Origin of the sequence: Pannonibacter sp. SL95 (assembly GCF_026672425.1) — a bacterium.
Taxonomy (GTDB): Bacteria; Pseudomonadota; Alphaproteobacteria; order Rhizobiales; family Stappiaceae; genus Pannonibacter.
The window spans coordinates 468086-482437 of sequence record NZ_JAPPRC010000006.1; the positions used below are offsets into that span (position 1 = coordinate 468086).

At 62.4% G+C, this 14352-nt stretch carries 12 protein-coding genes; 3 read left to right on the forward strand and 9 right to left on the reverse strand.

Annotation, left to right across the window (positions count from 1 at the left end; all coding sequences use genetic code 11):
• Positions 1-28 precede the first annotated feature (28 nt).
• From OVA12_RS19255 to OVA12_RS19280, 6 genes are all read right to left on the reverse strand, one after another.
• The gene (locus tag OVA12_RS19255) at positions 29-1261 is read right to left on the reverse strand and encodes an MFS transporter (RefSeq protein ID WP_268140176.1); all 1233 of its coding nucleotides are present in this window, start codon (positions 1259-1261) and stop codon (positions 29-31) included.
• Between the two features lie 149 nt (positions 1262-1410).
• Positions 1411-3330: a 1-deoxy-D-xylulose-5-phosphate synthase gene (gene dxs, locus OVA12_RS19260; protein WP_268140178.1), complete on the reverse strand. Its 1920-nt coding sequence runs from the start codon at positions 3328-3330 to the stop codon at positions 1411-1413.
• Positions 3331-3767: 437 nt separating this feature from the next.
• On the reverse strand, positions 3768-4907 hold the full coding sequence (locus OVA12_RS19265) for a helix-turn-helix transcriptional regulator (RefSeq protein ID WP_268140180.1): 1140 nt from the start codon (positions 4905-4907) through the stop codon (positions 3768-3770).
• Positions 4908-4984: 77 nt separating this feature from the next.
• The gene (locus OVA12_RS19270; protein WP_268140182.1) at positions 4985-5236 is read right to left on the reverse strand and encodes an exodeoxyribonuclease VII small subunit; all 252 of its coding nucleotides are present in this window, start codon (positions 5234-5236) and stop codon (positions 4985-4987) included.
• A gap of 145 nt (positions 5237-5381) precedes the next feature.
• Positions 5382-6311 (reverse strand): histone deacetylase family protein, encoded by a 930-nt coding sequence (locus OVA12_RS19275; protein WP_268140184.1) that lies wholly within the window; start codon positions 6309-6311, stop codon positions 5382-5384.
• A gap of 727 nt (positions 6312-7038) precedes the next feature.
• Positions 7039-8028: an L-threonylcarbamoyladenylate synthase gene (locus OVA12_RS19280; RefSeq protein WP_442793926.1), complete on the reverse strand. Its 990-nt coding sequence runs from the start codon at positions 8026-8028 to the stop codon at positions 7039-7041.
• Between the two features lie 184 nt (positions 8029-8212).
• Between OVA12_RS19280 and OVA12_RS19285 the strand changes: the two genes are divergently transcribed.
• Together OVA12_RS19285 and OVA12_RS19290 are read left to right on the forward strand one after the other, a co-directional pair.
• A complete protein-coding gene (locus tag OVA12_RS19285; RefSeq protein ID WP_268140188.1) occupies positions 8213-9991 on the forward strand; it encodes an acyl-CoA dehydrogenase in 1779 nt (592 codons plus the stop codon).
• Positions 9992-10011: 20 nt separating this feature from the next.
• Entirely contained in the window at positions 10012-10758 is a 747-nt protein-coding gene (locus OVA12_RS19290) for a crotonase/enoyl-CoA hydratase family protein (protein WP_268140190.1), read from the forward strand.
• Positions 10759-10851: 93 nt separating this feature from the next.
• Here OVA12_RS19290 and OVA12_RS19295 read toward each other — a convergent pair whose 3' ends face one another.
• Together OVA12_RS19295 and OVA12_RS19300 are read right to left on the reverse strand one after the other, a co-directional pair.
• The gene (locus tag OVA12_RS19295) at positions 10852-11835 is read right to left on the reverse strand and encodes a J domain-containing protein (protein WP_268140193.1); all 984 of its coding nucleotides are present in this window, start codon (positions 11833-11835) and stop codon (positions 10852-10854) included.
• Between the two features lie 140 nt (positions 11836-11975).
• The gene (locus OVA12_RS19300; protein ID WP_268140195.1) at positions 11976-12422 is read right to left on the reverse strand and encodes an RT0821/Lpp0805 family surface protein; all 447 of its coding nucleotides are present in this window, start codon (positions 12420-12422) and stop codon (positions 11976-11978) included.
• A 124-nt stretch (positions 12423-12546) separates the two neighbouring features.
• Here OVA12_RS19300 and pdxH point away from each other — a divergent pair, with 124 nt between their 5' ends.
• Entirely contained in the window at positions 12547-13185 is a 639-nt protein-coding gene (gene pdxH / locus OVA12_RS19305; protein ID WP_268140197.1) for a pyridoxamine 5'-phosphate oxidase, read from the forward strand.
• Positions 13186-13218: 33 nt separating this feature from the next.
• Here the strand turns inward: pdxH and OVA12_RS19310 are convergent, their stop codons facing one another.
• Positions 13219-14193 carry a magnesium transporter CorA family protein gene (locus tag OVA12_RS19310; protein ID WP_268140199.1) on the reverse strand — a complete coding sequence of 325 codons (975 nt, stop codon included), beginning with the start codon at positions 14191-14193 and terminating at the stop codon, positions 13219-13221.
• Positions 14194-14352 lie beyond the last annotated feature (159 nt).

Sequence of the window (14352 nt, forward strand, 5' to 3'; positions counted from 1 at the left end):
TTGCTTTCGCTGAGGACCGGCCTTTGCATCAGTCCGCAGCATGTCCCGGTTCCGGTGAGATCACCGCGCCGACCGGGGACGTCGCCTCCGGGCCAAAGTCACGCTTCATGTCTTGCGCCGGCGTTGCGCGGGCAAAAAGTCGGGTCAGCACAAAGGCAATGGTCAACAACTGGACGGCGCCGACGAGCAGGTAGAGCCCCGAGGGCCCTACAGTCTGCATCGCGATCGACGCGCCAGTCGGCCCGATGATAGATCCGATCCCGTAAGACAGCAGCAGGCCCGATGAGGTCTCGACATAGTCCGAGGCCTTGGCGTGGTCAAAGGCATGCGCCACAGCCACCGAATAGGCGGGCTGCAGCACGGCCCCGACGCCCACGACGCAGACGGTCGCCATCCATGGCGCGCGGGGCTCGAGTAGCGCAATGGCGCCGGCAATCGCCAGTGTCGCAAGCGCGAGCCCCAACAGCACGTGACGCCGGTCCATCCGGTCTGAAAGCCGGCCGAACGGCCACTGGCCAATGACACCGCCGCCGATGAAGGCTGCGGCGTAGTAGGCGGCTTCCGTGGTCGTCAGGCCGATCTGTGTTCCGTAGATCGGCGCCAGCGTCCAGACGGCGCTGCTGGCCAGTCCGACCAGGAAGCAACCGACGAAGGCCGCCGGCGACGTCTGGTACAGCTTGACCGGGCGAAACCGGACGATGGTGATCGGCGCCGGTTGGGTCGATGTCGTCAGGGATACAGGAATGACGGCGAGACTGACCATGACCGAGGCAAGAATGAACGGCACGAAACTCTCGATGCCGACGAAGGAAATCGAGATCTGGCCAACCATCATCGCGGCGTAGAGAACGACGATATAGAACGACATGATCATGCCGCGGTTGCGGTTGTCCGCTGCCTCATTCAGCCAGCTCTCGACGATCATGTAGAACCCGGCCAGGCAAAAACCGGAGATCACACGGATCACGAACCACGCGACCGGATCAACGTAGACCGGGTGCAGCAGCACTGCGGCCGACATCAGCGACACCAGCGCCGCGAAGGCGCGGACGTGGCCGGCCCGGCGGATAACGAATGGACCCGCCAGGCACCCCGCAACCATGCCCACGAAATAGGCCGAGGAGATCAGGCCGATCGCAAGATCTGAGAAAGCTGCCTGTTGCGCCGCGAGCGGCAGCAAGGTGCCTTGCAAGCCGTGACCGACAAGCAGCAGGGCGACCGAGGCCAGAAGCGCCGAGATCGAAGCAAGAGCCTTGAACATGAGACCGGATTCCTGGTCGCCGACAGCAAGACGGACATGCTGCCACTGGACGCTGGCATGATAGCCGATTTGGGCTGGCTTGTTGCGATGGAGAACAGGGGACTGACCGGCGGATGCGGATCGTGTCCGCAACATCAGCCGATCAGGTCTTATGCTGTCCGGACCGATCCGCTGATGTCACGGCCCAGAGCTTCGAACACGGTGACGAGAATGCCCTCTGACGTCAGCAGCGCATCCTTGTACATCTGTTCGGGCTTGTCCTGATCCTGATAGCGATCCGGCAGGCGCATGCACCGGACCTTGAGACCACGGTCAAGCGCGCCGATATCGGCGAGTGCGGTCAGGACATGGCTGCCGAAGCCCCCGACAGACCCTTCCTCGATCATCACCAGCACTTCGTGTTCGCGGGCGAGCCGTGCGATCAGGTCCATGTCCAGCGGCTTGGCAAAGCGGGCATCGGCAACGGTGGTCGAGAGCCCTGCGGCGTCCAGCTCGTCGGCGGCTTTCATGCATTCCGCCAGACGGGTTCCGAAGGACAGCAGCGCAATCTTGGTGCCTTCCTTGCGGATCACGCCCTTGCCGATCTCCAAAACCTGGCCGCGCTCGGGCAAGTCAATGCCTACGCCTTCACCACGCGGATAGCGGAAGGAAATCGGACCTTCGTCATAGGCAGCAGCTGTCGCCACCATGTGCCGCAGCTCCGCCTCATCGGAGGCTGCCATCACGACAAAGCCTGGCAGGCAGGCGAGAAATGCCGTGTCGAAAGAGCCCGCATGGGTCGGTCCGTCAGCGCCGACAAGACCGGCGCGATCGATGGGGAACCGGACGGGCAGCCCCTGGATCGCCACATCATGCACGACCTGATCGTAGCCGCGTTGCAGGAACGTGGAATAGATCGCACAGAACGGCTTGTAGCCTTCGCTGGCAAGACCGGCGGCAAAGGTGACGGCATGCTGCTCGGCGATGCCCACGTCAAAGACGCGCGCCGGCATGACCTGCTGCATCAGGTCGAGCCCGGTGCCTTCCGGCATTGCGGCCGTGACGGCCACGATCTTGTCGTCCCGCTCCGCTTCCTGGATCAGCGATTGGGCGAAGACGGACGTGTAGCTCGGTGCATTGGCCTTGGGCTTGGCCTGCTTGCCGGTGATGACATCGAATTTTGCGACGCCGTGATACTTGTCCCGTGCCCCTTCGGCAGGCGCGTAGCCCTTGCCCTTCTGGGTCACGACATGGATCAGAACGGGTCCCTGATGCGTGTCACGCACGTTCTTCAGAACGGGGAGGAGATGCTCCAGATTGTGGCCGTCAACCGGGCCGACATAATAGAAGCCCAGCTCCTCGAACATGGTTCCGCCGGTCCAGAAGCCCCGCGCGTATTCTTCCGCGCGTGCCGCCTTTTCCTGCAAGGGACGTGGCAGGGCACGGGCAATGTGCTTGGCCGCATCGCGCAGCGACTTGTAGGTCGGCCCGGACACCAGCTTGGCCAGATAGGCCGACATTGCGCCCACCGGCGGGGCGATCGACATGTCATTGTCGTTCAGGATCACGATCAGGCGTGAGTTCATCGAGCCTGCGTTGTTCATGGCCTCATAGGCCATGCCTGCGGACATGGCGCCGTCGCCGATGACAGCAATGACGTTGTTCTTTCGGCCGTCCAGATCCCGTGCCACGGCCATGCCGAGGCCTGCGGAGATCGACGTGGACGAATGCGCTGCGCCAAAGGGATCGAATTCGCTCTCGCTGCGCTTGGTGAAGCCGGAAAGGCCCTCAGGCTGGCGCAGGGTGCGGATCCGGTCGCGGCGGCCGGTCAGGATCTTGTGCGGATAGCACTGATGGCCGACGTCCCAGATCAGGCGGTCGTCTGGCGTGTTGAAAACGTGATGAATTGCGACGGTGAGTTCCACGACACCGAGGCCAGCACCAAGGTGGCCGCCGGTCTGTGACACCGCGTCAATCGTTTCCGCTCGCAGTTCCTGAGCAAGCTGAGGCAGGTCGGCTTCAGGCATCGATCGCAGCACCGACAGATCAGTCACCAGATCGAGCAGGGGGGTATGCGGCTTGACGGACACGCTTTCAACCACTCCAAATGCCGTGTTTTCTGACCTTTTCCGATCAGGGCTTAGATGCTCAGGCGCAGCCTGACTTGGCGAGTGCCGTGCAAATACGGTTGCCCAAGGCCAGGCGCAAGAGGCGCAAACAGGCATCGACGCTTACACGAAGGCTGCATCGTGTGCAAACACTGCAGCAATGAGATCCGCGTGATCGCCTGCGTCCGCACGCGCTCTGATTGAGGTTGGCCTGCAGATATATATGATGTCACCCATCTGGGTGATGCGACTGAGTAAAAAATGTCATAATGCTTCTGCGTGGTCGATGGGGCCACGTGCACAGTGATAACTGGGGTCGTGCGTGTCGCGGCCCCATTTTTTTATGCATGCACATATTTTTACGTAATAAACCTTACGCAGAACCAGCAATACGACAACAAGTGGCAGGCCCGCAAGCTTCAGTAAAGCGCGGAAATGCGGACAATCAGCTGGAACAATTCTATCTGTGAGGTTGTTCCCGTCTTTTCGTAAATCCGGCGCAGGTGCGTTTTTCCCGTATTGCGGGTGATGCCCAGTGTTTCCAGCGTTTCCGCCAGGGAGCCCGTGATCGCGAGGTAATAGGCGAGGCGGGCCTCGCTTTTCGACAGCCCGAACAGCGACTGCAGCGCGTCGCGCGCTTCACGGCAGATCTGAGGCGCTTCGCGAAGGGTGATCAGAACATGCCCGGCAGATGGGCTCGGATGCATATCCTGCGCCGGCCAAACATTGCGCAGGATAAAGCGGCACAGGGACCCATCTGCGCGGCTGTGCAGACTGTCCCTGATCACGGGAAGCATCGGGGGCTCCGGCAGCGGAGGGGCGGACCTGCGAACCTCGGCCAGCAGCTCGTCGAGGATGTCGTCGACATCCTTCGGTACAATCTGCAGACGCCCACTTCGGGTATCGAACAAGTCTGTGGCCGCAAGGGCGGTGGTGCCGGCGGGAGTGGTCGCAACCACGCGGCGTGCGCCATCCACCAGAATGGCAGCACCGCCGTCATGCCGCATCAACATGCGGTCGCGCAGGAGGCTTTGCGCCTGCAGGCGCTGCTCTTGCACAACTTTCAGACCCTGGCCGAGGGCACGCGCCAGCCGGCGCGAGAACGGATAGTTTTCCGGGCTGAGGCCAGTTCCATCTGGCGGGTAGAGGAGCATGAAGATGACGCGGCCACCGTCGCTCTCAAACACAGGTGACAGCAGCCCGTGGGTTCGGGTCAGGTCATCGTCCGGCAACGCCTCGTACTGATCGTTGATGTGCGACGTCAGGGCCTGCTTGCAATAGAGCGACTGCAGCTCGGCCTCACCCAGCAGAAAAGCCAGCATGGACCGGTTTGCTGATGTCTGGAGGGCGGACAGGAGCTGCAGTGGCCGCTGGGCCTGGTCCTGCGGACAATACCGCTCGGTATGCCGGCCGGCCGCGTTCAGCTCGAAAAGATACGCTGTGCCGCCCAAATGCGCGCCGATCCTGCGTGCTACATCCGGCCACAGGGCTGGCGCATTGACCGCCATGTAAACGCTGTCGATCAACGCATCGAGAGTGTCATCTTCGTCCGCAGTCATGACGCAGAGTATTCTCCCGGCTATCCCAGCGTCGATCGCGCCAGCTCAACGGCGACATGTCAAAAATCTTGTCCTGATCAGCTTTCCGGATCAAGCGGTGTTGTGCCCTGGGCGCGGCCGTCAGCTCCGAGCTGGATCTTTTCGACCTTTTCTTCGGCCTGTTTCAGCAGACGGTCGCAATGCGCTCGCAGCTGGGCACCGCGCTCGTACATCTCGATGCTGCGTTCCAGGGGCACGTTGCCCTGTTCCAGCGCCTGGACAATCTGTTCGAGCTGGCGCAGGGCGTCCTCGAAGGAAAGCGTGGTGAGGTCGGCAGGCGTCTGTGTCATGGCAGGAGACTCGGGCTTTGGCATCTGGCTGCTGAATTGGCGGATGTCTGACCGCAATCGGAATGGCACCCAATTCTGATTGCTGTTGGTCGAATGAATATCGAGCGCGACCCTCGCCGCAACCGCGGCGAAGGTCAAGCGGAGTTCAGCCTGCCATCAGCGTCATGACATGGGCAGCTGTGGACCGCGCCAGTCCCTCGAGGTCGTAGCCGCCTTCCAGGATCGACACGACATGGCCGTTGCTGTGCCGGTCGGCGACGTCCATGAGCTGCCGTGTGATCCAGCCGAAGTCGGCTTCCAGCAAGGCAAGGCCGCCGAGCGGATCGCGGGCGTGCGCATCGAAACCGGCGGAAATCAGGATTAGTTCCGGGGCGAAGATCTCAAGACGCGGAAGAACGGCGGTCTCGACGGCCTCGCGGAAGATCAGCCCGTCGTCGCCGGCCGCCAGCGGCACGTTGACGATGGTGTCGGCCTCGCCGCGTTCATCGGCTGCCCCGGTGCCGGGGTACAGCGGCATCTGATGGGTCGAGACATACATGACGCTTGGGTCCGCCCAGAAGATGTCCTGCGTGCCGTTGCCGTGGTGTACGTCGAAGTCAACGATGGCGACCCGGCCGATGCCGTGGCGGGCCTGGGCATAGCGGGCGGCAATGGCGACATTGTTGAAGAGGCAGAAACCCATCGCCCGGTCATGTTCGGCATGGTGGCCGGGGGGGCGTGACGCGACAAAGGCGTTGTCGACCTTGCGCGTGAGAACCTCGTCAACCGCGCGGCAGGCCCCGCCAACTCCGCGCAAGGCCGCCTCCCAGCTGCCCGGCGACATGGTGGTGTCCGCGTCGATCCGGACGAGCCCTTCCTCGGGAGCCGACTTGTAGAGACGGTCAACATAGGCGCCCGGATGCGCGCGGACGATGTCCTCCACCGTCCCCATCGGGGCAACATCGCGTTCCAGCGACTGAAATCTCTCGTGCTCCAGCACACGGTCAATCGCCCGCAGCCGGTCCGGTCGCTCCGGATGACCGATCGGCGTCAGGTGATCGAGGAAACACGGATGGGAGATGAACAGGGTAGACAAGTCGGCTCCGAAGCTGATCGCCAGAACTGGCAAGAGGCGTCAGTGAGCGTGAAGCCCGTGGGGCTGTCAATGAGGCGTGTCAAACCGCAGCGTTTTCAGATGTCACCGGAAACGGGTTCGAGATACAGGCCGACTGTCGGCCGGCGCAAGAAAAAGGGCTTGGCCCTTGAGGCCAAGCCCTCTGGAAGGTGCGAGCATCGCAATGCTCGAGGGGAGGTCCGCTGCATCACCTGTATGAAAAATAGATACGTGATTCCCTTGCGGGATGGCGAGATGATTACCGTAAATTTGTGGTTCAAACCTGTTAACAATAGTGAATGAGAGCGTCGATCATTTATCGTCAGATTGTCGTTTTTGCCGGTAATCTGCGATGTCAGCATGCCTGCTGGCTTGTTGAATTGCGTAAGAATTATAATTCGTAATATTATGACTGGTGATGTGGCTGGAATAGATGATTTTATCAAGGTGAATACAAGAGAAAGGCGCTGAGAATCTATATATTCCGGAAATGTCACGGATTCCCTTGCAACTTCTGATCCCCAATGTTCGAAAGCATTGATGTTTTTAAAGTGCGCAGCGGGGCGCATGGGCGCAAGAATTGGAAAGCCTGTCGAGGCGAGCAAGCAAGCCGGCTAAAACAACGTTGATATGGCGATCCCATACACCCGGTCGTCGGCACGTTGCTTGGCTCGCGCCACAAGCCAGGTCGGCGAACCGCTGCTCTGGTTCAGCTTCGCGGCGCAGCGGCGCGGCGCAAACGGTCGTTGATCGCCTCGCCGAGTCCTTCCGAGGGAATCGGCTGGACAGCGATTGAGCCGGCACCAGACAAATCGAGCCTGCGCAGACCCGTAAAGAGATTGGCCGCCGCTTCGGACAGGTCGCCGGTCGCGGACAGATTGAACTGTGCGACAGCCAGATCCGCATTGCGGGGGAGGGCAGGGCCAAAGGCCAGCAGGGCCTCGCCCGGATGCAGCTCCGTAACCGCTAGGCGCACACTGGCGCCAGGTGCGTAGTGCGACGTCATCATGCCCGGCGCCATGGGAGCGGCATCATCACTGGCCGCAAGGGCGAGAGGTTCGCCTATCAAGGCTTCGATCTCGGCGCGCGGCAGTCCGCCCGGTCGCAGCAGGGTCGCTCGGGGCCCTGCGAGACTGACAATCGTGGACTCAACGCCGATGGGGCAGGGGCCAGCATCAATCACATGGCCGATCCTGTCGCCAAGATCCGCGATGACGTCGTCAGCCGTGGTTGCGCTGATCTTGCCAGACAGGTTGGCGCTGGGGGCCGCCAGCGGCCGCCCGCTGGCCTCAGCCAGCCAGCGCATGACCGGGGCGTCCGGAACGCGCAGGGCCAGCGTGTCGAGCCCGGCCGTGACCAGGTCCGCGATGGGAGAGCCATCGCGCCGTGGAAGAACCAGCGTCAGCGGGCCTGGCCAGAAGGCGCGGGCCAGCTTCAACGCGCGCTCGTCAAAAACACCATGCCGCTGTGCGGCATCGAGGCTTTCCACATGCGAGATCAGTGGGTTGAAGCTCGGCCGACCTTTTGCCGCATAAATGTTGGCACAGGCGCGCCCATTCGTTGCGTCCGCGCCGAGGCCATAGACTGTCTCCGTCGGAATGCCCACAAGCTCGCCGGCAACCAGCGCATCAGCGACAGGCTGTAGCAATCTTGAGGTCATCCAAGCGGTGGACTTCAAATCCACGGACCAGCGTCGCATTGTGGTGCTCATCCCGGCCTCATCGGCGGCTGGCAGACGTGCGGTGGCAGTCTGCCGCTGGGTAACGGTATTGACGTTTACGTAAACGTCTGTACGTTCGCCTTAAATCAGAAACGTCGCGCGGCGTTGTGAGGGCTGAGCCTTCGGTCGTCAAGCAGGAAGCGCGCGATCTAGGGAGAAACGGATGTATCGCGCTCCATTGTCCGAAATTGCCTTCACTCTGAACCACGTTGCGGGTCTGTCCGAATTGCGGGCCTTGCCGGGGATGGAAGACCTCTCTGATGACCTCGTCGAGGCGATCCTGACCGAGGCAGGGCGCTTCACCGCCGAGGAAATCGCTCCGCTCAACGCCATGTCCGACAAGACCGGGACGCCTTTCAAGGACGGCAAGGTCACGATCCCGCAAGTCTGGACCGATCTGTATCACAAGTGGATCGAAGGCGGCTGGAACGGGCTCGCTGCTGATCCGGCGCATGGCGGACAGGGACTGCCGCTGATGCTCTACATCGCCACACTGGAGATGTGGAATTCGGGTTCCATGGCCTTTGCCATTTGCCCGACGCTGACGGTCGGTGCCATCGAAGCGCTGGAAAAGCATGCCAGCGAGGAACTGAAGGCCACGTATCTCGAGAAGCTCGTTTCCGGCGAATGGACCGGCACGATGAACCTCACCGAGCCGCAGGCTGGTTCCGACCTCAACGCCCTGAAGGCGCGTGCGGAGCGCAATCCTGACGGCACTTACCGCATCTTCGGCCAGAAGATCTACATCACCTATGGCGAGCACGAGATGACGGACAACATCGTCCATCTCGTTTTGGCCCGCCTGCCGGATGCACCGGCCGGAACGCGCGGCATCTCGCTGTTCCTGGTGCCGAAATTCCTGGTCAATCCGGACGGCAGCCTTGGCGCGCGCAACGACGTGCGCTGCGCAGGCGTTGAACACAAGATGGGCATCCACGGCTCGCCGACCTGCACCATGATCTATGGTGATGAAGGCGGGGCGACGGGATGGCTGATCGGCGAGGAAAATCGTGGCCTTGCCTGCATGTTCACCATGATGAACAACGCCCGGCTTGCTGTCGGCGTGCAGGGGCTGGGTGTGTCGGAACGGGCTTATCAGAAGGCCCTGTCCTATGCGCTGGATCGCCGCCAGGGCAAGGCACCGGGTGACACCGGCGAAGGCATGAGCGCCATTGCCCTGCATCCGGACGTCAAGCGCATGCTGCTCGGCATGCAGGCCCGCACGCAGGTGGCACGGGCGATCTGCTACGCCTGCGCCCACGCCATCGACCGCGCGCGCCTTGCCACGACCGCCGAAGACAAGACCTACTGGAGCGACCGGGCCGGTCTGCTGACCCCGATCGCCAAAGCCCTGTCGACCGACTTCGGCGTTGAAAGCGCGTCGCTCGGCGTGCAGATCCACGGCGGCATGGGCTTCATCGAGGAAACCGGCGCGGCGCAGCACCTGCGCGATGCCCGCATTGCCCCGATCTACGAAGGCACCAATGGCATTCAGGCCATCGATCTGGTGCAGCGCAAGCTGCCGCTGTCCGGTGGCGCGCATGTGAAGCGCTTCATCGAGGAGCTTTCGGCCATTGCGTCCTCGGCGAAGGCCCATGCAGACGCTGGCGTCGCAGGCCTGGCCAAGCCGCTGGAGATCGCGATTGCGGACCTCACCGAGGCGACCGGATGGATGCAGCAGGCACTGGCTGACGGTCGCATTGCCGAGGCGCAGGCCGGTGCAACGCCTTATTTGCGCCTGGCCGGACTGACGCTTGGGGCGGCGTTGCTTGCCAAGGGCGCTCTGCATCAGGACGTTGATGCAAAGGCAACCGCGCATCGCCGTCTGCTGGCCCGGTTCTTCGCCGAGACGATGCTGACCGAGGTGGCCGGCCTTGCCCGGGACGTGACCGGCTCGTCCGCCAGCATCCTTGCCTATGACCCGCTGGCCCAGGCGTCCTGAGCGCACAAGGAGTATCCGAGATGATCCGCATCCACCGCGACGGCGGCGTCAACGTCCTGCGCTTTGACCGCCCTGAAAAAAAGAACGCCATCACCGGCGACATGTACACGGCGCTGGCCGAGGGACTGAAAACTGGCGACAGCGATGGCGACGTGCGCTGCCACCTGATCTGCGGCAGTCCCGGGGCCTTCACTGCGGGCAATGACATCGCCGATTTCTTGCAACATGCCGGCAAGGGCGACTTTGCCAAGATGCCGGTGCTGCAGTTTCTCGATGCTCTGGCGCGTGCGCAGAAGCCGCTGGTGGCTGCGGTCGATGGCCTCGCCATTGGCGTCGGCACGACGTTGCTGTTCCATTGCGACATGGTGTTCGCCAGCTCGCGCACGCTGATCAAGTCCCCGTTTGTGGACCTGGGGCTGGTGCCGGAGGCCGGTTCGAGCCTGCTGGCTCCGCGCCTTATGGGGCACCAGCGTGCCTTCGAGCTGCTTTGCCTTGGCGAAGGCTTCAGCGCAGAGGCGGCGCAGGCAGCAGGTCTCGTCAATCACGTGGTGCCGGAGGAGCAGCTGGAAGCACGCGCGCTTGCAACGGCGCATGCCATCGCATCCAAGCCGGTCGAGGCCATGCGGCTGTCGCGCGATCTGCTGCGCGGCGATCGCACTGACCTGCTGCAGTGGATGGATGAAGAGGCCAAGCTCTTTGCGGCCCGGCTGTCCTCTGCCGAGGCGATGGCTGCCTTCACGGCCTTCATGTCGAAGGGCAAGGCCTGAATCTGACCTGATCTGGTTTGCCCTGATTTGAAAATGGAAAAGCCTGTCACGGCAACTGCCGCGACAGGCTGATCTGTTTATGGAGCCTCGTGCTCAGTCGAATTCCGGACCGCGCGCGGGATAAGGAGTGATCTCGCGCCAGGCCTTCATCAGGGTGTCGAGCTCGTCGTCCCCATGTGGCGGCAGCACGATGTCGAGGCGCACGAGCAGATCGCCATGGCCGCCTGTTTTGGTTGGCAGGCCTTTGCCCTTCAACCGCATGATCTTGCCACCGCTGGATCCTGCCGGGATCGTCAGGTTCACTGCGCCGTCCAGCGTCGGAGTCCGCACCTTGGCTCCCAATACCGCTTCATAGAGCGTCAGCGGCAGGTTCAGATGCAGATCCGAGCCCTTGACCTCGAACAGCTTGTGCGGGCGGAACCGGATTTCAACCACCACGTCGCCGGCCGGGCCGCCGTTCAGTCCGGGGTGTCCCTGTCCGCGCAGGCGAATCTTGTCGCCTTCCTCGGTTCCGGCCGGGATCTTCATGTCGACGGTCTTGCCGGAAGGCAACGTGACGCGCGCCTTGCCATCGCGGGCCAGCTCTTCAAGCGTCACCTGCAGCAGCACATCCACCGATTTGCCGCCCTGCGGCATCGACGAGCGGCCTGCGCCAGCCCCGGCACTTCCGGACGGTCCGCCCCCCCGGCGCGCACCAAAGCCGCCGAGAATATCGTTCAGGATGTCGTCGAAGCCGCCACCACCGCTCGCGCCGCCCGCCGGTCCACCCGAGGCGCGGAACCCGCGCGTGGCGCCGGCGTCACGGAAGGGGTCGAAGTCCGAAAAGCCTTCGAATCCATGCGCCTGGAACTTCGGCTTGCCTTCGGCATCGATCTCGCCACGGTCAAACTTCTGCCGCTTGTCCTTGTCGCCTATGATCTCATAGGCCTGATTGATTTCGGAAAACCGGGACTGAGCCTCCGGATTGTTGGCGTTCTGATCCGGATGGTACTGTTTGGCGAGCTTGCGGAAGGCTCGCTTGATGTCCTGTTCGGTCGCGGACTTGGGTACGCCAAGCACGGAGTAGGGATCACGCATGTTTTTTCCGCTTCTAGGGCAGGCGCGCCGAGGGATCGGCGCAGGCGTCTGCCAGTCATTCTAACGTGTCTGGCATATATGATGCGAGACCGAGTTGTGCCAGATCGGGCTTGTCCCGGACTGACTGAAATGACGTTGGGTTATCTTGTCGCTTCGGCCAGTGTGATCACGGCCAGCTGCTGGCGGGCATCGCGACAGGCATTGCCGTCATAGGCCCGTACGCCCTGGATGGTGTTCGCCGTGGTGCGAAACGCGACACAGCCAAGCAGCTCCTTGCCTTCCTCGGTCAGGGCCGTGATTGTCCCCGAGTTTCCGGTTTGCGGATTGATCCAGGGCACGGAGAGTGCGTTGCCGGGGCCCGCTGCACTGGCCAGAGCCAGCGCGATCAGTTGGCGGTCGGAACTGTCGATATCGGCAGCGGTCGAAGACTGCGCCGTGCTGTCTGGAGCAGAGGGCGTCGGCACGCTGGTGGTCCCGATCGAGCCGGTCACATCGGACATGTCCACGACATCGCTGTTGCCCAAGGGGCCACCCATCTGGGCGCAGGCACCAAGATACGCGCCCGCTGACAAAATCGTCGCAAGCATCCCGAGACGCTTGGAAACCGGTCGCGGATATGGAAGGTTACGCATCACCAAGGGCCCTTCTCACCCGGGTCACGCTGCATCGCCGGCGACCGGGCACCCCACCCAAAACCAGCCGAACGAGCCTATGACCCATAGCCACGACAGTTCCGCAAAAGACTTAACAAACGGTGATTTCACGGAAGTAGCGGAGCCATTTGACCTTTTCGCCAAATGGCTTGCCGATGCCGAGCCCAAGGAGATCAACGATCCCAACGCTGTTGCCCTGGCGACGGTGGACCCGGATGGCCTGCCAAATGTGCGTATGGTGCTCTTGAAGGGTTTCGATGAGCGCGGCTTCGTCTTCTACACCAATCTGGAGAGCGCCAAGGGACGCGAGCTGATGTCGGCCCGCAAGGCTGCCCTGTGCTTCCATTGGAAGTCGCTGCGTCGTCAGGTCCGCGTGCGCGGGCTGGTGGATCTGGTGAGCGATCAGGAGGCGGACGAGTACTATCAGTCGCGCGCCCGGGGCAGCCGGATCGGCGCCTGGGCCTCGAAACAGTCACGCCCGCTCGAAAGCCGTTTTGCGCTCGAGAAGGAAGTTGCCCGCTACACCGCCAAGTTCGGCCTCGGCGAAATCCCGCGGCCGGAAAACTGGACGGGCCTCAGGATCACGCCCCTGGAGATCGAGTTCTGGCACGACCGTCCCTTCCGTCTGCACGACCGCGTCCGGTTCACCCGCGCAAGCGGCGAGGCGGCCTGGGACAAGACGCGGCTCTATCCCTGACGGGTCGCAAAAGGCTGCTTTGGGGCCATGACCTCAGAGCAGCTTCTTCATGCGGAAATAAAGGAAGGTCAGGGCAACCGAGACCACCATCAATCCGAGCGAATAGGGATAGCCATACTCCCACTTCAGCTCGGGCATGCCCTCGAAGTTCATGCCGTAGATCGACGCGATCAGCGTCGGCGGCATGAAGATCACCGCGAGAACCGAGAAGATCTTGATGATCTGGTTCTGCTCGAGGTTGACGAGGCCGACGGTCGCATCCAGCAGGAAGCTCAGCTTGGTGTCGAGCGCGTCAGCGTGTTCCTTGATCGACTGGATGTCGCGGCCATAGGTCTTGCAGGCTGACGTCTGTTCGTCGGTCAGGCCGACACGCGGCGCACGGCTGGCAAGGAACAGGAACAGGCGCAGCAAGCTGGCACAGACATCGTGCATGCGTGCCACCTGAAGGCCGATCCGGCCCTGCGTGCGGATGGCCGAACGATAGCTGTCTGCCTTGCGGGTGCTGAGGCCTTCCTCGAACACCTTCACGGACATCTTGTCGAAGGCGTCCGAGGCCTCCTCAAGGACATCGGCGCAGCGGTCGATGATGATGTCGAGCATGACAAAGAGAACGCCCGGCCCGTTGCGCGGGATGGACGGGTCACTCTGGACCTTGCGCGAGCAATTGATGATCGATTGCGGTTCGCCGTAGCGAACCGTGACCAGACGCTTTGCGCTGAGCACGAAGGTAACAGACGACAGCTTGGGATCCGGCATGCGCGCCGCCATGGGCAGCAGGGCAGTCATGACAATCGCGCCGGGTTCGTCATAGAGACGCTCGGATGTCTCGATGGAGGCGATCTCTTCCCGTGTCGGGATCTCGGCGCCCATGAGGTGCTCTGCGGCGAGCTGTTCCTCGTGGGTCGGATTGAACAAATCAATCCAGACCGCTGTCATCGGAATGCTGCTTCCGGCAGCAACCTCCGAGCGGGCAAAGCCATTGGTGGTCGGCGTATAGGCGATGATCATGTCCAAGGTCTCCGCCGGCTGTCACAACTGGCCGGACCATGGCATGGGAATGGCGCTACGCCAAGCCGAAGTTATTGATTTGTCAGCAAAGTAAACCAGACGACTGGTTTTAAAAAGCGCCCTCCGGCGCAGGCCGCAGCGCAGCCTGACGCCGGGGCA